This window comes from Photobacterium sanctipauli (assembly GCF_003026495.1).
Classification (GTDB): Bacteria; Pseudomonadota; Gammaproteobacteria; order Enterobacterales; family Vibrionaceae; genus Photobacterium; species Photobacterium sanctipauli.
In genome coordinates this window covers 47900-71537 of the sequence record NZ_PYMA01000013.1, presented here as the reverse complement: position 1 = coordinate 71537, position 23638 = coordinate 47900, and the positions used below count along the sequence as shown (strand labels likewise).

18 protein-coding genes are annotated in these 23638 nt (G+C 50.6%); 13 read left to right on the top strand and 5 right to left on the bottom strand.

What is annotated here, in order from left to right:
* Positions 1 to 389: 389 nt before the first annotated feature.
* The 5 genes from putA to C9I98_RS18285 all read left to right on the top strand — a co-directional run bounded on the left by putA (position 390) and on the right by C9I98_RS18285 (position 9676).
* Positions 390 to 3527: a bifunctional proline dehydrogenase/L-glutamate gamma-semialdehyde dehydrogenase PutA gene (gene putA, locus C9I98_RS18305; RefSeq protein WP_036821352.1), complete on the top strand. Its 3138-nt coding sequence runs from the start codon at positions 390 to 392 to the stop codon at positions 3525 to 3527.
* A 28-nt stretch (positions 3528 to 3555) separates the two neighbouring features.
* On the top strand, positions 3556 to 4248 hold the full coding sequence (locus tag C9I98_RS18300; protein ID WP_245907184.1) for an aldehyde dehydrogenase family protein: 693 nt from the start codon (positions 3556 to 3558) through the stop codon (positions 4246 to 4248).
* 123 nt (positions 4249 to 4371) lie between these two features.
* Entirely contained in the window at positions 4372 to 5868 is a 1497-nt protein-coding gene (gene putP / locus C9I98_RS18295; protein WP_036824046.1) for a sodium/proline symporter PutP, read from the top strand.
* 429 nt (positions 5869 to 6297) lie between these two features.
* A complete protein-coding gene (locus C9I98_RS18290; RefSeq protein ID WP_036824044.1) occupies positions 6298 to 8268 on the top strand; it encodes a chitinase in 1971 nt (656 codons plus the stop codon).
* Positions 8269 to 8593: 325 nt separating this feature from the next.
* Positions 8594 to 9676 carry a porin gene (locus C9I98_RS18285; protein WP_036827086.1) on the top strand — a complete coding sequence of 361 codons (1083 nt, stop codon included), beginning with the start codon at positions 8594 to 8596 and terminating at the stop codon, positions 9674 to 9676.
* A gap of 361 nt (positions 9677 to 10037) precedes the next feature.
* Here C9I98_RS18285 and C9I98_RS18280 read toward each other — a convergent pair whose 3' ends face one another.
* Both C9I98_RS18280 and C9I98_RS18275 read right to left on the bottom strand, forming a co-directional pair.
* Positions 10038 to 11408, bottom strand: a complete 1371-nt coding sequence (locus tag C9I98_RS18280; protein WP_036821565.1) for an L-serine ammonia-lyase — start codon at positions 11406 to 11408, stop codon at positions 10038 to 10040.
* Positions 11409 to 11419: 11 nt separating this feature from the next.
* Positions 11420 to 12967 (bottom strand): sodium:solute symporter family transporter, encoded by a 1548-nt coding sequence (locus C9I98_RS18275; RefSeq protein ID WP_036821563.1) that lies wholly within the window; start codon positions 12965 to 12967, stop codon positions 11420 to 11422.
* A gap of 353 nt (positions 12968 to 13320) precedes the next feature.
* Between C9I98_RS18275 and C9I98_RS18270 the strand changes: the two genes are divergently transcribed.
* From C9I98_RS18270 to C9I98_RS18255, 4 genes are all read left to right on the top strand, one after another.
* On the top strand, positions 13321 to 14613 hold the full coding sequence (locus tag C9I98_RS18270; protein WP_036821561.1) for an MFS transporter: 1293 nt from the start codon (positions 13321 to 13323) through the stop codon (positions 14611 to 14613).
* 91 nt (positions 14614 to 14704) lie between these two features.
* Positions 14705 to 15721, top strand: a complete 1017-nt coding sequence (locus tag C9I98_RS18265) for a nuclear transport factor 2 family protein (RefSeq protein WP_036821558.1) — start codon at positions 14705 to 14707, stop codon at positions 15719 to 15721.
* 177 nt (positions 15722 to 15898) lie between these two features.
* Positions 15899 to 16975: a porin gene (locus C9I98_RS18260; RefSeq protein WP_036821556.1), complete on the top strand. Its 1077-nt coding sequence runs from the start codon at positions 15899 to 15901 to the stop codon at positions 16973 to 16975.
* A gap of 246 nt (positions 16976 to 17221) precedes the next feature.
* Positions 17222 to 18232, top strand: coding sequence for a LacI family DNA-binding transcriptional regulator (locus tag C9I98_RS18255; RefSeq protein WP_036821554.1), 1011 nt, complete (start codon positions 17222 to 17224; stop codon positions 18230 to 18232).
* 98 nt (positions 18233 to 18330) lie between these two features.
* On the opposite strand, the gene C9I98_RS18250 is transcribed toward C9I98_RS18255, so the two are convergent.
* Both C9I98_RS18250 and C9I98_RS18245 read right to left on the bottom strand, forming a co-directional pair.
* Positions 18331 to 19461 (bottom strand): HlyD family secretion protein, encoded by a 1131-nt coding sequence (locus tag C9I98_RS18250; RefSeq protein ID WP_036821552.1) that lies wholly within the window; start codon positions 19459 to 19461, stop codon positions 18331 to 18333.
* Positions 19461 to 19874: a DUF3302 domain-containing protein gene (locus C9I98_RS18245; protein WP_036821550.1), complete on the bottom strand. Its 414-nt coding sequence runs from the start codon at positions 19872 to 19874 to the stop codon at positions 19461 to 19463. The genes C9I98_RS18250 and C9I98_RS18245 overlap by 1 nt, the downstream gene beginning before the upstream one ends.
* Before the next feature lie 202 nt (positions 19875 to 20076).
* Between C9I98_RS18245 and C9I98_RS18240 the strand changes: the two genes are divergently transcribed.
* Together C9I98_RS18240 and C9I98_RS18235 are read left to right on the top strand one after the other, a co-directional pair.
* On the top strand, positions 20077 to 21447 hold the full coding sequence (locus tag C9I98_RS18240) for a tetratricopeptide repeat protein (RefSeq protein WP_107272310.1): 1371 nt from the start codon (positions 20077 to 20079) through the stop codon (positions 21445 to 21447).
* Positions 21448 to 21602: 155 nt separating this feature from the next.
* Positions 21603 to 22064 carry a hypothetical protein gene (locus tag C9I98_RS18235; protein WP_107272309.1) on the top strand — a complete coding sequence of 154 codons (462 nt, stop codon included), beginning with the start codon at positions 21603 to 21605 and terminating at the stop codon, positions 22062 to 22064.
* A 2-nt stretch (positions 22065 to 22066) separates the two neighbouring features.
* Here C9I98_RS18235 and C9I98_RS18230 read toward each other — a convergent pair whose 3' ends face one another.
* The gene (locus C9I98_RS18230; RefSeq protein ID WP_245907183.1) at positions 22067 to 22426 is read right to left on the bottom strand and encodes an HMA2 domain-containing protein; all 360 of its coding nucleotides are present in this window, start codon (positions 22424 to 22426) and stop codon (positions 22067 to 22069) included.
* Positions 22427 to 22566: 140 nt separating this feature from the next.
* Here C9I98_RS18230 and C9I98_RS18225 point away from each other — a divergent pair, with 140 nt between their 5' ends.
* A complete protein-coding gene (locus tag C9I98_RS18225) occupies positions 22567 to 22884 on the top strand; it encodes a cation transporter (protein ID WP_211318335.1) in 318 nt (105 codons plus the stop codon).
* 12 nt (positions 22885 to 22896) lie between these two features.
* Positions 22897 to 23637 carry a YtxH domain-containing protein gene (locus C9I98_RS26730; RefSeq protein WP_211318334.1) on the top strand — a complete coding sequence of 247 codons (741 nt, stop codon included), beginning with the start codon at positions 22897 to 22899 and terminating at the stop codon, positions 23635 to 23637.
* Position 23638: the final 1 nt, after the last annotated feature.

The window sequence follows — 23638 nt, the reverse complement described above, 5'->3', positions numbered from 1 at the left end:
TGCTCCGGTTTTAGTTAGCTGTAATCATCCTCGCTTCTTTGTTACCTGCTTCAAATCACGATCTTCCTTGCTGCCTTTCTCTCACCTCAGATCAACCTTGATCATCGTTCCCATTTCTGTGTTGTTTTGTTGCCAATTTTTAACGTTAGGTTTTTGCTTTGTGATGGGGTGATTGCCTCAAATTGGCGTTTTTCAAAAAAATCTAACTCTATTTTTGTTAAAAACCGGACTTTTTCTAAAAATTATCGGAGAATATAGCAAGACTATCCGAGCTGTGGAAAATATGATCCCCTCAATAGTAACACTGATGTAACATTTCACCTGCGAGAGGGAAGCACGCAAACTTTTCTGCTGCCAACTGGATCGGGTTCATTATTGAGGGAAACACTATGTTCAATGCGGCAGATGTACTTCAGCCAAGTTTTATTGAGCGTCCACTAGCGGATATCTGGTCATTGATTTCGCCGCTATACGCTATCGACGAGTCGCAGTGGTTGACGCAGCTTATTCCAATGGCGCAACCGACCGAACAAGAACGTCAATACACCACAGAGCAGGCGACCAGCCTGATTGAGCGCGTGCGTGCCGATCAGAATGCCATTCAAATGATCGATGCCCTGCTTCTCGAATATAGCCTTGATACCAAAGAAGGCATCTTGTTGATGTGTCTTGCCGAGGCACTGATGCGTATTCCGGATGCCGCAACAGCCGATGCCCTGATCCGCGACAAGCTCAGTGTGGCGGATTGGAAGTCTCATCTGAAGAATTCTGATTCCTTGTTTGTGAATGCCTCGACTTGGGGCTTGATGCTAACAGGCAAGGTCGTGACTATGGATGCCAAAGAAGACGGCGCACCAAGTCATGTGATCAACCGACTCGTTAACAAGATGTCTGAGCCGGTGATCCGCCAGGCAATGAACCAGGCCATGAAGATCATGGGCCACCAGTTCGTGTTGGGTCGTACCATTGCCGAGGCAATGAAAAATGGTAAGTCGAAACGCGATCAGGGCTTTACCTACTCTTTCGATATGCTGGGTGAAGCGGCACTGACTGCACAAGATGCGCAGAAGTACTTCAAAGATTACGTGATGGCTGTTGAGGCCGTTGGCCGTGATAGCTATAGCAGCGATAAGGGCAGTAACACTCGCTCGCCGGATCCAACGGTTTCTATCAAGCTGTCGGCATTGCACCCGCGTTATGACGTGGCAAACGAGGGCCGTGTACTGGATGAAATGTACACCTCGGTGCTGTCGCTACTTAAGCGTGCGCGTGAGCTGAACGTGGGCATCACTATCGATGCCGAAGAAGCCGATCGCCTTGAGCTGTCGCTGAAGCTGTTTGAAAAGCTTTACCGCTCAGAGGAAGTGAAGGGCTGGGGCCGCTTTGGCCTGGTTGTTCAGGCTTACTCTAAGCGTGCACTGCCGGTACTGGCTTGGTTGGCGGCATTGGCGAAAGAGCAAGGGGATGTGATCCCGCTTCGCTTGGTGAAAGGGGCGTACTGGGATAGCGAGTTGAAGCTGTCTCAACAAAGTGGTTATGCGGCGTACCCGGTGTTTACCCGCAAGGAAGCAACGGATGCGTCTTACCTGGCGTGTGCCCGCTTCTTGTTGTCTGGCCACTTGAAAGGGTTGATTTACCCGCAGTTTGCCAGCCATAACGCCCATACGGTATCAGCCATTGTTGCCATGGCTGGCGATAGCCGTAACTTTGAATTCCAGCGTTTGCATGGTATGGGTGATGCCCTATACAACCATGTGATGGAAATGCACCAAACCAATGTCCGTATTTATGCGCCAGTGGGCAGCCACAAAGACTTGCTGCCGTACTTGGTACGCCGCCTACTGGAAAACGGGGCTAACAGCTCGTTCGTTCACCGCTTGGTTGATGCCAACTGCCCGGTTGACAGCCTAACCCAGCATCCTGTCGATACCCTGGAGTCGCGCCCGACCCTGCACAACGGCTTGATCCCGTTGCCACCGCAGATCTTCGGCGAGCAGCGCTTGAACTCGCAAGGCATCAACATCGAGATCGAATCTGAGTGGTCGCCGTTCTCTGCCTCGGTCAAAGCCTTTGCCGACACACAATGGCAAGCGGGCCCTATTATTAACGGCAAGGTACGCACGGAAACCGAAGGCAAGATTTACGCGGTAACCGCGCCTTATGATCGCAATGAAAACGTGGGCAATGTGGCGTTTGCCAATGCCGACAATGTGGTCGAAGCCATTGATGTGGCTGCCCAAGCCTACCCTGAATGGTCGCAGCGTCCGGCTACCGAGCGTGCCCAGTGCCTAATGCGCTTGGCCGACTTGCTGGAAGAGAACACCGGTGAGCTGGTTGCGCTATGTCACCGTGAAGCGGGCAAGACTATCCAAGACAGTATTGACGAAATCCGTGAAGCGGTAGATTTCTGTCGCTTCTATGCCGATCAGGCGGCAACAGAATTCGTTCAGCCAAAGACGCTAACCGCGTTTGACGGCACTACCCAGCAGCTTTCTTACCAAGGCCGTGGCGTGTTCGCGTGTATCAGCCCATGGAACTTCCCATTGGCTATCTTCCTTGGCCAGGTATCGGCTGCATTGGCTGCGGGTAATACCGTGGTTGCCAAGCCTGCCGAGCAGACGTCGCTAATTGCCTTCCGCGCGATTGAAATGATGCTTGAAGCTGGCGTGCCTGCTGGCGCCATCCAGTTCGTACCGGGTACCGGTCAGGAAGTCGGTGCACCATTGACTTCGGACTTGCGTATCGCCGGTGTGGCGTTTACCGGTTCAACGGAAACGGCACAGCGTATCAACCGTAATTTGGCTGCCCGTGATTGTGAGCCAGTCCCGTTTATTGCCGAGACCGGTGGTCAAAATGCCATGATTGTCGACAGTACGGCACTGCCTGAGCAGGTTGTACGCGATGTGGTTCGTTCGGCATTTGCCTCTGCGGGACAGCGTTGTTCGGCACTGCGCGTACTGTTTGTTCAACAAGACATTGCCGACCGCATTGTCGGTTTGATCAAAGGTGCGATGGCTGAGCTGTCTGTTGGCCGGCCTGAACTACACAGCACCGATGTTGGTCCTGTTATCGATGCCGCTGCACGAGACAAGCTGCTTACCCATATCCAGTCGTTGAAGAACCAAGCGTCTTTGGTTGCGCAGGCTAAGCTGGACGCAAGCTGCCAAGCTGGTGATTTCGTTGCGCCAACGGCATTCGAAATTCCGTCGATTGATGTCCTTAAAAATGAAAACTTCGGTCCTGTTCTGCACATCGTGCGCTTCAAGGCCAGTGAGCTTGATCAGGTTATCGACCAGATCAACAACACCGGTTTCGGCTTGACCCTAGGTGTCCATAGCCGTAACGAGCGTACCTATAGCCACATTGAACGCCGTGCCCGTGTGGGTAACTGCTACATCAACCGTGATCAGGTGGGTGCGGTTGTTGGTGTTCAGCCATTTGGCGGCCAGGGACTATCGGGTACCGGTCCAAAAGCGGGTGGTCCTCACTACCTGTACCGTTTCACCCAAGATGTTGTTAAAGCGTAATCGCAGTCGGGATAAATAAGGAGTGATCATGAAGATTGATACATTGGTAAACACAAGCTCGGCGGCGTGGGAAGGCTGGAACAACCTTGGCTATGAAGCAAGGGTCCGCATTTTGCGTCACTGGACTGATCAACTGTCGCCGGAATGCCGTGCCATGGTGGAGTTTCAGTGCCGCAACGCAATGGAGCACGTGGCGAAAGTAGAACTGATGCCGGGTCCAACGGGTGAAACCAACGAACTTTACAGCGCAGGTCGTGGCATGTTTGTGGTCACGGCAGATAGCGATGCGCCGCTAGTGGCTGTTGTTGGCCAAATTGCGGCGGCATTGGTGACGGGTAACACCATTTTTGTTTGTTTGCCGGCGGACTTTGTGCTGTCAGCAAAGGAACTGATTACACAGCTGGAGAAAAGCGGCTGTGCTGGCGGGGTGATTTCCGCCATCAATAACGATCAGCTCGCCGATTTGGTGAGCCACCCAGCCGTTGCTGGCGTGGCTTATACCGGCAAGCTATCGACAACGCAGGCGTTAGCTCGCCAACTTGCTGCTCGTGACGGGTTACTGGCACAGCTGATCAGTGAAACTGATTTTGCTCGCCTGCCTGTGATTGGCAGTCCAACATATTCACTGCGTTTTGTGACCGAAAGGACGCGAACGATCAATATCACGGCGGTTGGTGGTAATGCCACCCTGCTTGAATTGGGGAGTGGTGAAGAACACTAACCGAAGCTGCTATACGGGACACGCCAAGGATGTGTCCCGTGAAGGACTAGCAGTCATGCTGACTATCCAGCATATAACCAAAGCCCCTGCAACGAACAGGGGCCCTAGTGAGGGAACTCAACAATGATAGAGAATAGCTTTGCTATCACAGCCACGTTTATTGCTTACCTGATCGGCATGCTGGCCATTGGCTACATTGCGTATAAACGTACATCAAACTCGGCAGATTACTTTCTTGGTGGCCGTACCCTAGGCCCTTGGCCAGCAGCCTTGTCGGCGGGTGCGTCTGACATGAGTGGCTGGCTATTGCTTGGCTTGCCGGGCTACGCCTATGCCGCGGGTATTGAATCGCTATGGCTTGCCGGCGGTCTGCTGGTGGGTACATGGTTAAACTGGCTGATCTGTGCCAAACGCCTGCGTACTTACAGTATTACCACTGACAACGCGCTAACCATGCCGGAGTTTTTGGCTCGTCGTTTCGACGACAAATCTAAACTGATCCAAACTATCTCAGCATTCTTTATCCTGCTGTTTTTCCTTTTCTATACCAGTTCGGGTTTGGTTGCGGGCGGTAAGCTGTTCGAAACCGTGTTTGGTCTTGATTATACGATGGCGGTGATCATCGGTACGGTGTGCGTAGTGTCGTATACCCTATTTGGTGGTTTCCTCGCGGTATCTTGGACTGATCTAGTACAGGGCTTGCTCATGTCGGCTGCACTGTTGATTGTACCTATTGCAGCTATGAACGGCGGCGTGGGCGATTTGACAGCGGCGCTAAACGCAAAGAATCCTGAGTTGCTCACAATGTTCAACGATGTGAAAGGCCAGCCGCTATCGGCACTGGCGATCATCTCGCTGGCGGCTTGGGGCCTGGGCTACTTTGGTCAGCCGCACATCTTGGCCCGTTTCAAGGCAACACGCAGCAACGCCGATATCGGTACGGCACGCCGTATCGCTGTGGGTTGGACCGCGTTGTCGATGGCTGGTGCCGTCCTTGTTGGTCTTGTTGGTATCCTGTTTGTGGACAACCAGCTGGCTGGCAACCTAGATGATGGCGAGCGTATCTTTATGCTGTTGGTAAACTCGCTCTTCCACCCGGTGATTGCAGGTATCCTATTGGCAGCTATCTTGGCGGCTATCATGAGTACGGCGGATTCCCAGTTGTTGGTATCGTCATCAGCGCTGGCTGAAGACTTCTACAAGCAGGTATTCCGCCCGCAGGCATCATCGGAAGAGATCGTGAAAGTGGGTCGCTTTGCGGTGGTTGGTTTGTCGGTCGTAGCCTTGATGCTGGCGATGAACCCGGATAGCACAGTACTTGGACTGGTTTCTTATGCTTGGGCTGGCTTTGGTGCGGCATTCGGCCCTGCCTTGATCTTGAGCCTGTTCTGGAAAGGTATGAACCGCAACGGTGCCCTGGCCGGTATTGTGATTGGTGCAATGACCGTGGTGATTTGGAAGCAGCTAACCGGCGGTATTTTTGACCTGTACGAGATTGTCCCAGGCTTTATCTTTGCAACAATTGCCATTGTGGTAATTAGCAAGATGACAGGCGGTCCGTCGAAAGAAGTTGAAGCTCAGTTCGATAGCTACGAGAAAAACCTGGTTGAATTTAAGTAATCTTTAGTTCAATTTAGCTTTTACATTAACGGCACCTAGCAATAGGTGCCGTTTTTTTATGCTCATAAATCAGCATGGTGAATGTTTGGCTTTGCTCTTTTGTTGCAGGGTGAATGCAACGGGTAAATATGCCTATAAGTAATATGATGCTTATTCCACATTTTGATTTTTGACGAGATTAGTGCGTTCCATTCCTACCATATTCCCACACAATTCATGTGCTTATTAAGCGTTATTGCTATCTCTCTACGATCTATCTTATTGAAATGCAGCATATATTTACTTCTAACACTGACTGCATCTGATAGTGGAAATAGAATCACCGTAAGTTGGCTAGGTGAACGATAGCGTGTCTTGTAATTAATTGTGGAGGCTTCACTGTACTTTATTGGCGATGTTGTCGTCGGTTAGGGTACAGCGAATGACATTATGACAAAAAGGCATACTAGAACATGGTTGGTCACTTGTATCAGCAGCGCTTTGGCTTGTGCGGCGGTTAGCTCCGCAGCGCATGCAGAGAGCTACGATATGTTGTTGAGCCAAGTGCTTGCTGATGAGCAGGCGATCATTGATGAGCAGCCGGAAGGGTTGGCGTTGGTGATGGAGGCGGTTAAGACGCTGGATAATGAAACAGTGGAGGCGATTACCGCCGGTAACCCCAACAACCCGGCAAACGTTAAGCGGGTTGAGGCGTTGGTTTCCGAGGAAGACTGGAACTACCTGTTTGTTCAGCGTCATGAAAGCTATACCTACCTGAACTTATTGAAAGGGATTGGCAAATACCCGGCATTTTGTGGTGACTATGACCGCGATGCAGAAGCGATATGCCGAAAATCCTTGGCCACTATGTTTGCCCACTTCACCCAAGAAACCGGGGGACATAACATCCATGATCCAGTGCCAGAGTGGCGCCAGGGCCTAGTGCATGTCCGGGAGGTTGGGTGGACTGAAGATGCCGCTGGTGGTTACGGAGAGTGTGATCCTGGCATATGGCAGGGTGAAGCTTACCCATGTGGTACGTTTGAAGACGGCTCGTACAAGAGTTATTTCGGTCGTGGCAGTAAACAGCTGAGTTATAACTACAACTATGGCCCGTTCTCGCACTCCATCTACGGCAATGTTGAAAAGCTACTGAATGAGCCGGAGCTGGTGGCTGATACTTGGCTTAATTTGGCCAGTGCGGTGTTCTTCTACCTGTTCCCCCAGCCGCCAAAGCCGAGCATGCTGCATGTATTGGATGGTACCTGGCAGCCTAACGATAAAGACTTGGCATCGGGCCTAGTGCCTGGTTTTGGCGTGACCACCATGATCATCAACGGCGGGGTCGAGTGTGGCGGATCGGTTGAAATTGAGCAGTCGCAAAACCGTATCAAGTACTACCGCGAATTTGCCAGCTACTTCGATGTGCCCATTGCCGATGATGAAGTGCTCGGCTGTGCTGGTATGAAGTCTTTTGATGCCGGTGGCGCAGGTGCGCTTAATGTGTATTGGGAGGAAGACTGGGGCTGGGATCCGGATACTCCAACTGGGGATACCTACAAGTGCCAGCTTGTCGCCTACCAAGGCCCCCAGTCGGCATTCGTAGAAGGTGATTACCGTCGATGCGTCGAAGCCAAGTTTGATGTCAATATCATCAATGATCTTGAAGGTGTGCCGCCAACAGCCGATGCGGGGGGAGACATTAGCCTGTATTCAGACAACACAGTTGTCACGCTTGATGGTAGCGGCTCGCATGACCCTTATGGTGAGGTTGTGAGCTACCAGTGGTTGCAGGTAGAGGGAAATACGCTTGATATCAGCGATGCCGAAAAAGAAAAAGCGTCGGTAACCGTGCCGAAGGTGGATGTAGAAACCCGGTACGGCTTTAAGTTGACTGTGGTGGATGATGATGGTGAAGCGGCGTCTGATACCATGACAATCACGGCCAAGGTGATTCCTGAAAACTTCCCGCCAACCGTCGAGCTGGCTGGTCCTGAATCGGTGAAGGCCACGAAAGTCGCCACAATCACCGCGACAGTCGAAGATCCGGATGATACCGAATTTACTTTCAACTGGCGTGCCTCGAACGGTATTGAGCTCAATGTCGCTGAGGATAACCTATCGGCTTCATTTGTTGCCCCTGAAGTTGAGAGCGACACCATGGTAACGGTATGGCTCGATGTGACGGATAGCGTGAACGATCCGGTGACAGCGGCGCACACAATCTTGGTGGAGCCTATTTCTACCGACGAGTACCCAGCTTGGGAGCTTGGAAAGACGTATGTCGAAGGCGATCGGGTGACCAACCTTGGAGACAACTACGAGTGTAAGGAGTTTCCTTACAGTGCATGGTGTGGGGTTGCCGAGGTCTACAAGCCGGGAGAAGGGGCTGCTTGGGAACAAGCTTGGATCAAGCTATAACAGCTGCTTAAATGCTCAATAATTCAACGCTCTGTATACTTTGGTTTACGGAGCGTTTTTATTATCCGAACAGCAAATATGTAAAATTTTGTTTCTTTCTGTCTTTTTGGATGATTAATCTATCGGGGTTTTTGCGTGTCAGGATTGTTATTGTTTATTATCTTTATGTTTTTAAATGACTTTATTGTTGTATTACCCAAAAGGAATAAGTTCAAGACAAAATAACACAATGTACTAGTTTGCTATTACATTTTGGTGAAAAGTTTGATACCTTATTCTGGCAATCACGCACTATTATCAAACTTATCATTAGAAGAAGTTATCAATGAAGTTAAAATTATCAGCCCTGTTGATTCCTGCTGCTTTACTTGCTGGTCAAGCCTCTGCATACACACTTTATGAAGACGAGCAAAACAAGCTAGATGTTGGTGGTGTATTCGTTCTTGATGCGTTCCAGCCTATCTGGGGCGAAGATGATGTGGATGAGGTGTTCTCTGCGAGCCGTACTATCCTGAACATCGGCTTCGAGCGCCAGCTGCAAAATGGTTGGTCACTAGACGCTAAGCTAGAGTGGGACCAGTTCCTGAACAACCCAACTTCAGGCCGTGATAACTTCCGTAACCGTCTAGGTTACTTCACTGTTGCCAACGAAGAGATGGGCAGCCTGCGTTTTGGTAAGCAGTGGTCGGCATACCACGATGTGGCGCGTTACATGGATAACCTGCTCATCATCGATCCGGATGCAACGCCTATCTATTCTGAAGGTACTGACGGTGGCTTCGCGGCCACGGGCCGTGGCGATAACCTAGTGGCTTACCGCTACAGCAACAACGGCTTGAATGTCTCTGCGCACTACGGTTTCACAAGTAATGGCGAAACTTCAGAAGTTAAGCGTGACTATAACTACGCGGCATCTGCAAGCTATGATCTTGAGTCAGGCGTGAGCCTGGGTGTGGCTTACCTTGAGAACAAGGTGAAAGTAGATAATATCGCAGGTGTTAATGGCCTAGAAGATGGCGACAAGCAGACGGCGTTGACCCTAGGCGGCCAATACGTGGCTGGCGGCCTGAAAGTGGCAGCGGTATACACCAAGGGTGAGAACATCCACAAAGCGGGCCTACAAGGCGGTCCACGTATGGAATGGGCAGATGCTGACGCAGTAGACGTGTACGCACACTACGCGATGGACTCTGGTTTCCGCCCATACGTTTACGCTTCGCACGTTGATTTCGACGGTGAGGGTGATCTAACTGGCGATCGCCAAGTGTACGCACTGGGCCTGTCTTACGCGTTCACACCGAAGACTATCCTGTCGTTCGAAGCTAAGCGTAACGAGCTGAACGAGTTCAGCGGCACGTCTAGCCGTACTGACAACGGTGGTGGCTTCAACTTCGCTTACGTATTCTAAGATTCAGCGAAAGCAAAAGCTTATTGGGCCAGCAGCAATGCTGGCCTTTTTAATGCGTGAAAATCTGGCCATATATTTAATGGGGCTGGTATCAGCATCAAAATAGTTTGAGCCCATCACGTAAATTTTCTTGTCTTTAATTTTATTTGTATTATTATAACACATGCCTGGCGTCGGTGCGGTTGTAAGTACACCTAACTCCTACACTTGCTACTGCACAGATGCCAATCAATTTGATTTTTGCAGTTTTGTTTTGAGCACCGTCATTACTCCTCAGGTAATGGCGGTTTTTTTATGCAAAAAAGGGCTGAAACTCAGCCCTTGATTGGAATGGTAGCCCGGGTTGGGAATGATTTGCGCCTTACTCACAAGGCGGGGCAAGGTGGATCATGGCCAAGCCGCCCAGCGAGGTCTCGCGGTACTTCTTGTTCATGTCCTTACCGGTTTGGTACATGGTCTCAATAACCTTGTCTAACGATATTAGCGATTTGCTATTGCGCTTCAGTGCCATGCGTGAGGCATTGATGGCCTTCATCGCACCCATGGCATTACGCTCGATACAAGGGATTTGCACCAAGCCCCCGATAGGGTCGCACGTCATGCCAAGCGAGTGCTCCATCGCAATTTCGGCAGCCATGCAGATTTGCTCGTTGCTACCACCGCGGATCGCCGTCAGGCCCGCTGCCGCCATGGATGAAGACACGCCGATTTCACCTTGGCAGCCGACCTCGGCACCGGAAATCGAGGCGTTCATCTTGTAAAGCATACCGATAGCGGCTGATACCGCGAGGAAGTCTTTCACCTGGGGCAGGGTGAGCTCGCAGATGAACTTGTTGTAGTACATCAATACCGCCGGAATCACCCCTGCCGCACCATTGGTTGGGGAAGTAACTACTTGGCCGCCGGCCGCATTTTCCTCGCTGACCGCAAAGGCAAAGACGTTGATCCAGTCCATGATGGTCATTGGGTCGTTGTCGATGTCCTTGTTAGCTTCCAGTTTCTTCAACAGGGCAGGGGCACGGCGTACCACATGCAAGCCACCTTCCAATACCCCTTCGGTTTGGAAGCCGCGCTGCATACAGGCTGACATCACCTGCCAAATTTGGTCCGCTTTGAAGTCCAGCTGTTCTTGTGAGCGGAACGCCAGCTCGTTTTTCAGGAACATTGCGCCAATACTCAAGCCATTGCTATCTGCCAGGTTCAAAATGTCCTCGGCGGAGTTGAATGGAAACGGCACAGTCACATCGCTGGTGGCTTTGCCGTGCTGAAGCTCGTCTGCCGTTGCAATGAATCCGCCACCGATAGAATAGTAGGTTTCGATAAACAGTTGGTTGCCGCCTTGGTCAAAGGCACTGATGGTCATGCCATTTTCATGCAGCGGTAGGTTCTCGGTGTGAAACAGCATATCGGTCTCGGTATCGAATGATATGGTTTTGCTGTCGGCGAGCTTGAGGGTTTTTGCCTTGTTTCCCTCGGCCATTGCCTGATTGGCCTTGGTGATATCAATGCAGTCTGGTTTATTGTTCATCAGGCCCAGAATGGTTGCACGGTCAGTATGGTGTCCCTTACCCGTTAGTGAAAGTGAGCCGTAGAGGTCAACTTGTACCCGGGTAATATTATCCATCTGCGCCGCTACTTTCTGACAAAAATCATAACCGGCCAGCATGGGTCCGTTGGTATGCGAGCTGGACGGGCCAACTCCCACTTTGTAGATATCAAAAATAGACAACATAGTAATTTTCCTTAATTCAGTACGTTCGCCAGAAGCGTCGGCAGATAAAAGCAAGAGGCAACCGTAATTGCAGCGAATACTAAAAGCATATACTGGCTGACGGTTGGTGCACTGTAGAGTGTTTTTTGTTGTTGGATAAATGCGTGTTGCTGTGGGGTGATGCTGCCTTTGAATTTGCTCACTAGCAAGCCTGTTGCAACAAAGGCAACGGTGCCAGCTGGCGCAAACCAAGGCCAAGCCACATCGATGTTAAAGCAAATCAGGATCGCGATGATACTGGTGATGCTACCGGCAATAATGCCTGCCTCGTTGGCGGTGCGCGAAAATAGGCCCAGCAAGAATGAGCCGAGGCGGATCCCGACAAAGATAGACGTTAGGCTGGCAATACTTTTGAGTACGCTCTCATTAGATACCGCAAGCATGGCCGGCACAATGACAAATAGGGCGCAGGCAATACTGAGCAACCTTGCGGTTTTCTCATAGTGCTGATTTGGCGCTTCTTTCTTGAAAAAGCGCTTGTAGATATCAAATGTCACTACCGTTGCCATTGAGTTGTAGGAGGAATCCAGCGTCGACATTGCCGCTGCCGACAGTGAGGCCATCACCAAGCCGACAATGACCGGATGGGTGTGGTTGAACACGAAATCCAGAATGACATTATTGCTGTTTTCAAACTGTGCGCCGCCATAGAAAAGGAACAGCAAAATGCCGATGATGCTAAAGAACAGGTAGATAAAGAACGCGCCGTAGCCACATACCAGCATGGAGCGCTGGGCGGTTTCCACTGATTTGGTTGCCAAGGTGCGTTGGATGATCAACTGGTTTGAACCGTAAACGCTCAAATGCAGGAAGCTGACAGCGATGAGCCCGGCCATTAAGGTGGTGTCATCGCCAAAGCTCATGGACAAATTAGCCATGGTTAGTTTGTCAGACAATTCTGGTAGCGTACCCAATTCTGGCATTCTAATCAGGGCTGTTACGAATATGGCCACACAACCCACTAGCAGAAAGGCCGACTGCATAACATCCGTCCAGATGACCGTTGAGATACCACCGGCAAAGGTATAAACCGCTGTGAATATACTGATATAGACAATGGCTTCTTCAATGGATATCGGCAGGACGCGTACCAGGATGAGTGACACCGCATACAGGATAATGCCAGACGAAATACACTGTACTACTATGAAAACAATAGAGTTTATTGTTCTTGTCACAACGCCGAAGCGATGCTCAAGGTATTCATAGATAGAGGTGAGGCCCAGTTTGTAGAAAACCGGGATAAAGAACACCACCGCAAAGAAGATCACTATCGGATAATTGAGGTGGATCGCGATGGCTTTCATGCCATCGTTATATACCCAACCCGGCATACCAACAAAGGTCATAGCACTAATATAGGTAGCAAGAATCGAAATCCCCACTGTAAGCCAGCCGAATTGCTTTCCCCCAGTCGAAAAATCGCCACTGTTTGACGATTTCTTGTTAACTAAATAGCTGATAAATATGGTGAAAGCAATGTATATCACCATGACCGCAATGCTTGAATGCGCAACCATAATTGGTTTGACCTTCTGTTTTTAGGGCTAGCCCCGATGTGACTTTCGAGCTGAATAGTACATAAATAGCGATAAAATGCGTAAAAAACGGGCTGTTTGCGTGATCATGATCAATTATTTCTGGCTGAAGTGCGACAATGGTCAATTAATGAACTAATTGTGATCGGGATCGCGTTAAATCTGTTTTTGGGTGCGCATTCATGTAAAATTGATTTGTGTCACGGTTTTTACCCCTTGGAGATGTGTAATATCTGCCACCAGAAACAGGAGAGGGGAAATAGTCCTCTACACTGTTTCGGTCACCCAAGGTGTTAACAAGGGTGATACAAATAAATTTAGAGGATTATTCGCTCATGACAACAAAGAAACACATGAACGAAGTTCCAATGGTGCAACGCGCAGCAGCCTACTTGGCAATTTTGGTTGGTTACGTGTTCTACTGTTACAACTTCGTGGTTATTGATTACGTCCGACCTTACATCGTAGATGCCTATGACAGCATTACGCTGGCGCACACTGCTCAGTTCTACACCTGGCAGTCATTGGGTGCACTGATTGGTGCCCTAAGTTGTGCCTGGTTTGCCAGCCGTTTTGGTAAGAAAAACGTGCTGATCACTATTACCGCTATCAACGGTGCAGCGACAATTCTTAACATGACCTTTACCAGCTACGAAGGCTGGGCTGCAATGCGATTCATCGTTGGTATTGCATTGGGTGGCTACTTTACGGTTGCGGTGTCATTGATGATCGGCCTGTTTACCGACTCTGTTCGCGGTAAATTGACGGCTTTTGCATCAAGTATGTTCTCTGTGGCTGTCATGGCGATGGGTGCGTATGCAGCATACCTATCAAGCGTGAATGCATCTTGGGAAAACATGATGCTAGTTGGTGGTATCCCACCGCTAGTGGCAGCGGCTGCGATGGTATTCATCCTGCCTAGTGACAAGAAAGTGATTGCATTCGGCGAAGAAGCCGCGAAAGACGACAGCGGTAAAGAAGTGGAAGCGAAGAAAGGCTCTTGGGGCGAGATGTTCCGTGGCCGCAACCTGCGCATTACTCTGACCTGTTTGCTGCTATCGGGTTTGAACTTCTACGGCTTCCAGTTCTTCAACGGTTTCGTGACCACGTACCTAAAAGAAGTACGTATGTTCGACGGCCAAACCATGGGCATCATCTTTTCTATCTCTGCATTCGGTAGCCTTTTGGGTGCTTGGGTATGGGGCGCGATTGCCGATAAGTGGGGCCGCAAGGTTAACGCATTCGGCTTCATTCTTGCGGGTATCATGGCGTCAGTCTTCTTCGTTGCGCCATCTGACGTGAGCTTCATGGGCCTGAACCTGCTGGCTATTCTGGGCCTGATTTACAACTTCGGCCTAGCATCAAGTGCGGTTTGGGGCGGCTACTTCTCTGAGCTATTCCCGGCACACCTACGCAGCTTCGGTGCAGCACTGTTCCACGGTGGCCGTCTGATTGGTATGTGGGCACCAATGGTATTGGTATTCATCCAAGAGCGTTCGGATCTACAAACCGCGATGTGGGGCTCACCAATTGTTTGGGTACTGGCTGGTCTACTGTGGCTATCCCTGCCTGAAACACTGAAAAAAGGCGTGTTCTCTAAGAAAGAGAAAGCACAAGCTACCGCTTAATAACGAATCTCGGGTCTCGTGTGAGACGAGGCCCTCCCTAAATTCTGGTTAGTCAAACTAGCCAACGTGTACAAAGATAGGAATTTGCAAAATGAGCAAGTATCAAGAAGCTAAGCGCATCGTACGTGAATATTTCGATGCAATGGAAAATGCAACTCACGAGAACGTTGCTGAAGTACTAAAAGCACACACTTCTGAAGATTACCTATGGCGCGGTGTTTACCCATTCCGCGAGCAAGAAGGCGCGCAAGCCGCTGCTGATGTTTTCTGGTCGCCACTAATGAAGTCGATGACTCGCATGCAGCGTCGCCAAGACATCTTTATCGGCGGTGAGAACGAAGTTACCTCGGGTGAAATCTGGGTAATGAGCATGGGTCACTTCATGGGCCTGTTTGACGCAGAATACCTAGGTATGCGCCCAACTGGCAAAATCATGAACATCCGTTACGCAGAATTCAACTGTGTTGAAAACGGCAAGATCACCAAGACAGGCCTGTTCCTAGACCTACTCGGCGCGATGGACCAAGCGGGTTGCTACCCACTACCACCATCAACAGGTAAGCACTTCGTATACCCTGGCCCTCGCAACCACGACGGCCTACTGTTCGAAGATGCAGCACCGGAAGAAGGTGTAGCGACACTGGCACTGGTAAACAAAATGGTTGATGACCTGTCTGCGCTTAACGACAGCGGCGCAATGGGTTGCCCACCGGAAGTGCTTGAGAAGAGCTGGTCTAAAGACATGATCTGGTACGGCCCATGTGGTATCGGTGCGTCTTACACCATCCCGCGTTACCAGCAGCAGCATCAGCTACCGTTCCGTAACAACCTGAAAGACAAGAAGTTCAACGGTCACGTATGTCGTTTCGCTGAAGGCAGCTTCTCTTGCTTCTTCGGCTGGCCAAACCTATCAAACACGCCAATCGGTGGTTTCCTAGGTATGACGGGTGGCGAAGTTCGTGCTGACATGCAGGTGGTTGACGTTTACTACCGTGACGGTGACAAGCTGTCTGAGAACTGGGTACTGATCGACCTTCCATACTGGCTGAAGCAGCAGGGTCTGGACGTATTCGAGCGTACTCAGCAAATCCTGAACCCTTCACTGTAATCAGCGCTCCACTGATCCTCTTGTGAAAGATAGCACGCCTGTGCGACGTCGGGCGTCCTGCTAGGACGCCCTTTTTTAAAAGAAATATTAATCCTATTTATCAATTTGTCGGGAATCAGCCTGAGGGTGGCTGACGTCTGGCTTAAGACAAGCAGTAATGTTGAGACAAGCAGTATGATGAATAAAACAAAACTATCTCTAATTGTATTGGCAGCACTAACTTCTGGCTCTGCTTTTGCGGCCCACACTTTTGTTAATGACAATGGCGATAGCCTAACGATTGATGGCCGCTTCGAAGCGCGCTACCAAGACAATGGCGGTGATACCGATCCGGTATGGAACAGCGGCAGCTCGCGTTTCGGCCTGAAGGGCGTGAAACAACTGGACAACGGCTGGCAGGGTTTTGGCCACGCGGAGTGGGGCTATAACTCTGGCTCGAACGGTAGCGATATTTACGACCGTCTTCTTTACGCCGGTGTCGAGCACGACAAATACGGTAAAATTGCCGCGGGCACCAAGCAGTGGTCAACGTTCTACGATGTAGCATGGTTTACCGATATGGGCCGTACCTACGGTACACGCGGCTCTAACGTTTACAACCTGTCTGACTGGGGTATCAGCAGTGGTACTGGCCGTGCGGCAAACTCGCTGACTTACCGCAACAGCCTGGGTGACCTAAAATACGGCTTCACCTACCAGACCACGCGTAATGACGTTGCTTTGGCTGGTGACGCAACCGCAACACTGAAAAACGGTATCGGCGCATCGGTATTATACCCAGTGGCACCCGGTGTGACTGTGGGCGCGGCGTACCATCAAAACGAAGTGACTGATCTTGAAAATGTCAGTGCGAGCAATATGAAGAACGGCGACACTGCGCGCATTGGCTTGGTTGGCTTGAACTACGCGACAGACAATTACTTCTTGGGCTTGACCTACCACGTTGCAGATAGCTGGGAAGTGGCTGGCAACCAAGAGTTCTTCGACTCTCGCGGCGGTGAGCTATACACCCACTACCACTTCGACAACGGCTTCCGCGCAACCTTCAATGCGAACTACATGACAGAAACCGATGGTCGTGCATCAGGCTATGAGCGTAAGACATTTACGCCGGGCGTGGAATACCACTTTACCAAGAACACTTTCCTGCTTTGGGCTGAATACCAGTTCGATGAAGGCACTGATAAGTTGAGCGGTAGCGAGTTCACCAATGCTGACGACAAGTTCTCGGCAGGTATTCGTTACTACTTCTAATGATTGCTTCACTCTCTGAAGTGATAGGCTACCCAAGGTAGCCGAACGGAAAAGGAACCTAACGATCAAGGCCGTTACCAGTCCGGACGCTGGTAGCGGCTTTTTTTCGTGTGAAACCGCAACGACGAGATCCGTAAGATAGGTGCCAGGCATTTAAGTTTTTCCTGGCGGCGATATAAAATTTGCATGCGCATTCATAAGGGAGTTTGTTATAATCAAGCCAGTAATTTAAAGCGAATTCCCTATATGTCTGTTAAAAAACAACCAGTTACCGCTAGTGATGTTGCAAAGCTTGCTGGCGTTTCCCAGTCGACTGTGTCTCGAGTATTCATTGATGGGAGTTCAGTCTCTGCCGCTGCCCGCGAGAAAGTGTTCGCCGCGGCGAAAGAGCTCAATTATCGTCCCAATGCGTTTGCCCGTAGCCTGACGACCAATGAGTCCAAGCTGATTGGCTTGGTATTCCCCGATTCCGACTATCCCATCCATATGGAAACCCTGCAGCTGTTGAGTAAAGAGCTGCAAAAGAATGGTTATTCTGCGGTGCTGATCCCTTGGGAGCTTGATGCCCAGCAGCAGCACTCGATCCCGAATATTTTCCAATACCGGGTCGATGGTGTCATGGCGGCGTCGGCGCAGTTCAACACGGCATTGTACGAAGAGTGCCAAGACTTCAATATCCCGATTGTGCAATTTGCCCGGGTTGAAGAGGGCACCTCTTGCAGCTCTGCTATCAGCGACAACTACAGTGCCGGCAAGTTGGCTGCACGTACGTTGGTTGAACGGGGGGCGAAGAAGTTGGCTTACCTCACCGGTGATATTCCTTCTTATACCAATAACGAACGCTTGGAAGGCTTCACCGAGGAGCTAACCGACTTAACCGGCAGTGCGCCGCGTGAAATCAATACCAGCTATGTCTATGAGCAAGCGCTGGAGGGTATCCGAGCGGTATTGGCTGCGGATGACCGCCCTGACGCTTTCTTCTGTTCGACCGATATTTTGGCAATTGCCTTGATGGATGTTGCTAAGAACGAGTTTGGCTTGTCTATCCCGGAAGATTTTCAGGTGCTCGGTTTTGATGATATCCCGCAAGCCAGCTGGCTGGGTTATCAGCTTTCAACGTTCAAGCAGGATTTTAACCGCTTGGCGAAAGAGGCGGTTAAGCAGCTGCTAAAACAGGTCCAAACCGATGATCAAACCATGGTCAAATTAATGATCCCGGTTGAATTGGTTGAGCGCGGTACGCTTCGGTCGAAGTAAAATGGTGCTAATTACCGAGCTACGCAAGAAATAAGCGGTTAGAAAAAATGGCTGCGCCGAGTGATGTCGGGGCAGCCATTTTGATATGGATATACGGATCAATGATCAAGGAAGAGGTAGTTTTGCCAACTCTTCATTCTGATCAGCACTTTTCGCATCACGGAAACATGTTCGAAGCTGTCTGAATAAACCGCAATCTCGACATTTGCCCCTTGGGGTAAGCGGTATTCGGACAAATCATCGGTGATCTTGAGCTTCACCAGCGGCCTGCCTTGGCGCAGCAAGAGATCACTGCCGTACAGCACGCCAGCTGCCTGAACTTGGCTTTCGCCAATCGCGGGTAACACTTCTATCACTTCGCCTTGGAAAGTCTTGCCGGGCAAGGCGCGGAAGATAAAGTCGGCCTTAAAACCGGGGCGTAGCCTTAGCAGCGAATTCTGCCTGAATGCCCCAATAAAGAACTGCTCTTCTTGGTGGATGAAGGTCATGACCGGCCTTAGCGGTAACGGGACTGCCATCATGCCGGGGCGCAATGTGACTTGGGTGACGTAACCATCGGTAGGGGCATGGACCACGGTTTCTTCCAAGTTGAACTGGGCTTGGATTAACTGGGCGCGAACCTTGGCGATGGCGGTGTTTTCACCCATGATTTCCGACTCATAGGCCAGCTTGGCACGCTGCTCTTCGGCACGAGCGGCTGCCAGCGATGCCTCGGCACTGCGGTAGAACTGGCGGCGGTTATCCACTTCCGATTTGGTAAATGCGCCACGCTTGTAGCCTTTTTCATAGCGCTGGAATTGGGTCAGTGTTCTATCCCGCTCTGAAATCGCCCGCTCGGTGCTGGCCTTGGCTGCTTGGTAGGAAGCTTCGAGGCCCATGACATTCTGTTGTGCTTCGGCAAGCGCTGCCAATTGTAGTTGGACTTCCGCTTCATAGGGGGTTGGATCGACACGGAACAGGACATCCCCGGCTTTGATTGGGGTGTTGGGCGTGACGGGAACTTCCACTACCTTGCCCCGAACACCAGGAACGATAGGCGTTGTTACGTAGAACTGGCCACCCATGTTGCTGTGGGGGTGGTTATAGTTCATCAGCAAGATCAGGGTGCCAATAAGCACAATACCGCCAAGTACTGCCGTTGGTACCGTCCACTTGTTCAGGGGAATATTGAAGATCTTGAACACTGCGATACACAGGGCGGCGTAGGTGAGAATGAGTAATAAATCCATTAGCGCTCATCTCCTTGGCTAGGTCCTTGGCTTGTATCTTCGTTAGGCCCTTGTTTAGGCATTGGCTGCCCTTGTGCATTGCTTACCTCAAGCTCGGCAACTTTCTCTGTTAATCGCTCAACTTGCTCGGACAGCTTCAGCACCTCGTGGTGCAGCTCATTTTGCTCGTTCTGAATCTTGGTAAACCCCCACCCCCGGTCCTCGCGCCACAGGGTGGCCCAAATCCAGAGAAACGGCCACAGCGCGTGGAGGGTAAAGAGGCTGACCCACCCAGCGTAATGGATGGCATCTTGGTGGGGGTGGTTGCGTTTTTTTGATATTTCATAGGGGATATCGTGAATCGCAATGATCCCGTAAAACAGGAAAACTGCCACGAAACACAGTACCCCGAGGGCAAAATAGTCGAGAAACATCCTTGCTCCTTATGGTTGGCATCCTGTATCTGAAACTAAACTGGCATAACTAAATCTAGCACTCATTCATTTTTGTGCATGATTTTAATAACTTGGGTGGATTGAGCTCTTTTGCGGTGAAAATTCGGGATATTGCTTTAGTTTTAATTTTGGTAGCCGATAATAGGGAGGAAGGTGAGTTGTACTATGCTGTCGAGGAATTATGTCTAACCTACTTATTGGCTTGAGCGTCGCTGGTGGTCTGCTCGGTTGGGTGCTTTATCGTTACTTTGCGACCCAGAAAAGGCAGAGCCAAGAAGCCATTGCGCAGCGCATGAAAGATGATAAGTATCAGCGTGTGCTGGAAAAGGCCAAAATTGCCGAACGCGAAGAGAAGATCTTCAAGGCGCAGACGGGCCATGTGTCGAGCCAGCTGTCCTTGGCGAAAGAGTACGAGCTTACCAATATCCGCGAGGCGATTGGTTGGTACCAAAAGGCCGCGAAACTCGACAGCACTATCGCGCAAAATGCCTTGGCCCGCCTTTGCAAAATGGATTTAGATGATCCTGAGGGTAATGCCAAGTCGACTTACTGGGAGCAAGTGGTTAAGGCCAAGGGTAATGACAGTGCCGCCAAGTTTGAGCTTGGCCGCTACCAGATCCGTGGCTATGGCACCGAGGCAAATGTCGATGCCGGCCTTGAGAATATCCACACAGCCGCAGAAGCCGGGCATATGCCTGCCCAGTCGTTTTTGGGCGATTGGTATGTCTCCGATGTGGCGCCGAGAAAAGATCCCGAGGAAGCGTTTATCTGGCGGGTGCGCGGCGCCCTGCAAGGGGATCTTCGTGCATGCGTCAAAACAGCCTATTGCTACCAGACGGGCATTGCCGTTGCCAAGAACCGTTTACGCACCACTTACTGGCTTGAGCGTGCCGCCGAGCAGGGCGACACCGAGGCGCAACAGCTGGCCGCCAAGATGCATATTGGGGTTGGGGCGAACGAAACCGCCATTGCTTATATTTGGCTATCCCTGGCCTATGCGGGCGGCAACTTATCCGCCAAGGCCGAGCGTGACGAGGTGGTCCAGCATATCGGGATTGATGCCATTCTCGGTGTCCAGAACGTCGCCAATACCATCTACCGGTTCATGAAGCAGGGTGAGGTGAAGTCCCACTCTGTTATTGCCTTGCTTGATAAGGTTTATGGCCGTAAGGGCTACCGCCCGAACGACGAAGAGCTCGCGGCACTGGCGGCCGGCAACTTGGCCGGTGAGCATGGGGAAGAGCAACCCGCAGTACAGGAAAGTTGGGATAGCGCCTCTCAAGCGCAGGCTAAGGGAAATGAACTGTATCAACCTGACAGCCCGCCGCCTGAGGTGCAGCTTAGCTTTGAACCTTCGGCGTCAACGCAATCTGTGCCGGCATCTTCGATATCGAATCAAACGAACGCAAAGGCCCCTATTAGCTCTCAGCCAGACTCAGCTTCTGAACAAGGTACTGAAACAAAAGCCAATACCTCGGCAAAGAAGGAATACCAGCAACAGGCTTGGCAGACGTCGTGGGATAATTTTATGACGGAGAGTGACAAGAGCTAAATTACCGCTAAGGGTTGAGCAACCCGGCTGGTTAGGTTCTCATTGCTGCACTTCATTGCCGTGCCGGAAATGATATTGATATTCATTTGTCTTTATCTGAAGGGAAGATTCTGATACCTTTGCCACTCGACCATATTAGAGTGAATGAGGCAGAAATGGGGGCAAAGAAGGCACTAAAGAAGCTGAAAAAGACCACGGTGAAAACCACCAGTCGCTCAGCTGCAAAGCTAGCGGATTTGAGTCGCTCTGTGTCTCATTCTGTTGCTAATGATAGCCAGCTTAAGCAAGAGCTTACGTCTGTTTCTCAACAGGCATTGCTTGCCACCGCTACGGAGCTTGCCAAGCCATTGAACCCGCTACTGTCGTGGTTCAATGAAGGGGGGGATATTGTTTCATTTCCTGCCGCGAGAGCTATTCAGCAGCCTGCCCAGCAACACACCCAACAAAACATTGCTTTAAGCACTTCTCTTAAAGCAGCCAACCAGCCTCAATTATCGCTGCAAGATAACCGGGAGATAGCCCGTTTGCCGCTAAAATCACCGCCGTGTAAGCGTTGCCCTGCCTTAGCCAATGGCATGTGCAAATGTGCCGCAAAGAAATTCGGGCTGAACGCGTAGCGTTAGATGCTCATAATGGCACGGCTGACCGATGGGCCGACTAATCGAGTCAGTGCCATGGTGGCGATACCTTTTGCAAATGTTTTTGTACCTCGGGAAACCGCATGCTCGACGAGAGATGGCTTGCTGTTTTCTTTGGTCCAGTCATGACTGGAAAGCACGTCTAATAAACTTTCACAATCCAATTCTTTTTCGTCAAAGCAGATAGCGACCGAGCCAGCGTATTGTTTGTGCTTGATGTGTTTAATGGCATCAATTTCTTTTAGGTTCTCAATCAGTGATTTTACTTGCTCTGGATTCTGGCGAATAAAGTCAGATCGAACACGTAATCGACTATTTGTCCGGTGAATATAAGTGTTCATAAAAGTACCAATAAAGATGATAATCATTTCCATTTGCAACGATACCACGGCAATTGATTGAGCGCAAAAAAAATGCAGAAAAACGGGCGGCAGGACAGGTATATGCATTGGTTTGAACAGTAATTGGATATACTGAATTTATGGAAAAACATATAGATACAGTGTTAAAGCTACGCCAGTGGGTTGTGGTTGCTCACCACATTCCGGGAAGGATTCGACTCAAGTATAAGCTGGGTATTGTTGCTAGCTTGGCAAGTTTGAACCGAAACGAAATAGAGCAAGCCCTCCTGAAAATACCGGCACTTAAGCACTATAAAATCAATAATGCGACAGGCAGTTTGTTGGTTGAATATGATGCCACGCTGATCAAACCACAATTGCTGGAAGCATTGTTCTCTCGTTCGGACCAGGAAGCGAAACAGGCATGCTATGCCTTGAGCGCTTATTTGGCGTTATAGACGGAGCTAACGATGAGCAACAAAGAACATGAAGGGCATATGGGCGAACCTTCAGCTCAGCACCATGATCCGGCGGCATGGATGCATCAGGCACCGCCACCGCACCATCCGGGGTATCCACCTCATATGATGCACCCGCATTATTACGGTCACCCGGGAATGCCCCCCCACTATCCGCACCCCCACCATTACCATCAAGGCCAGGTACCGCCAGCGCATATTCCCCCTGGGTATGTGCCGCCGCAAATGGCTCACGCTTATGTGGGGGGCGTGCATCCGGGAATGGCTCCGCCGCCACAGCCAACCCCGCAACCTGAACCAGAAAGTGACCCAATGTTTGAGCAAGCTCAAGCCATGCTTGAGGGGGCTCTTGGCGAAGAAGCAGGCATGTTTAAGGAAATATTAGGAACGATTGGTATGAATGATAAAGAATTTTGGAAAGGCGCCATGGTGGGTGCCGCTGCTGCACTTGTATTGAGCAATGAGAACGTTCGCAAGGGCTTGATGGGCGCACTGTCAGGTGCGGGCAATATGCTGAAATCCGGTGGCGAAACGGTGAAAGACACAGCGACCCAGACGGCCTCGACTGTTCAGCAAAATGTAACGGCGGGCAGTGAAATCTTCCGTGATACTTACGCGGCAGGCAAGGAAGGCTTTAAAGAGTCTGTGGAGCGCCACCAGCAGGAGAGAACAACCCAAGCTGAGTCCCCAGAGCAAATTGAGTCTTTACCACCATCTGATACAGAAAAATAAA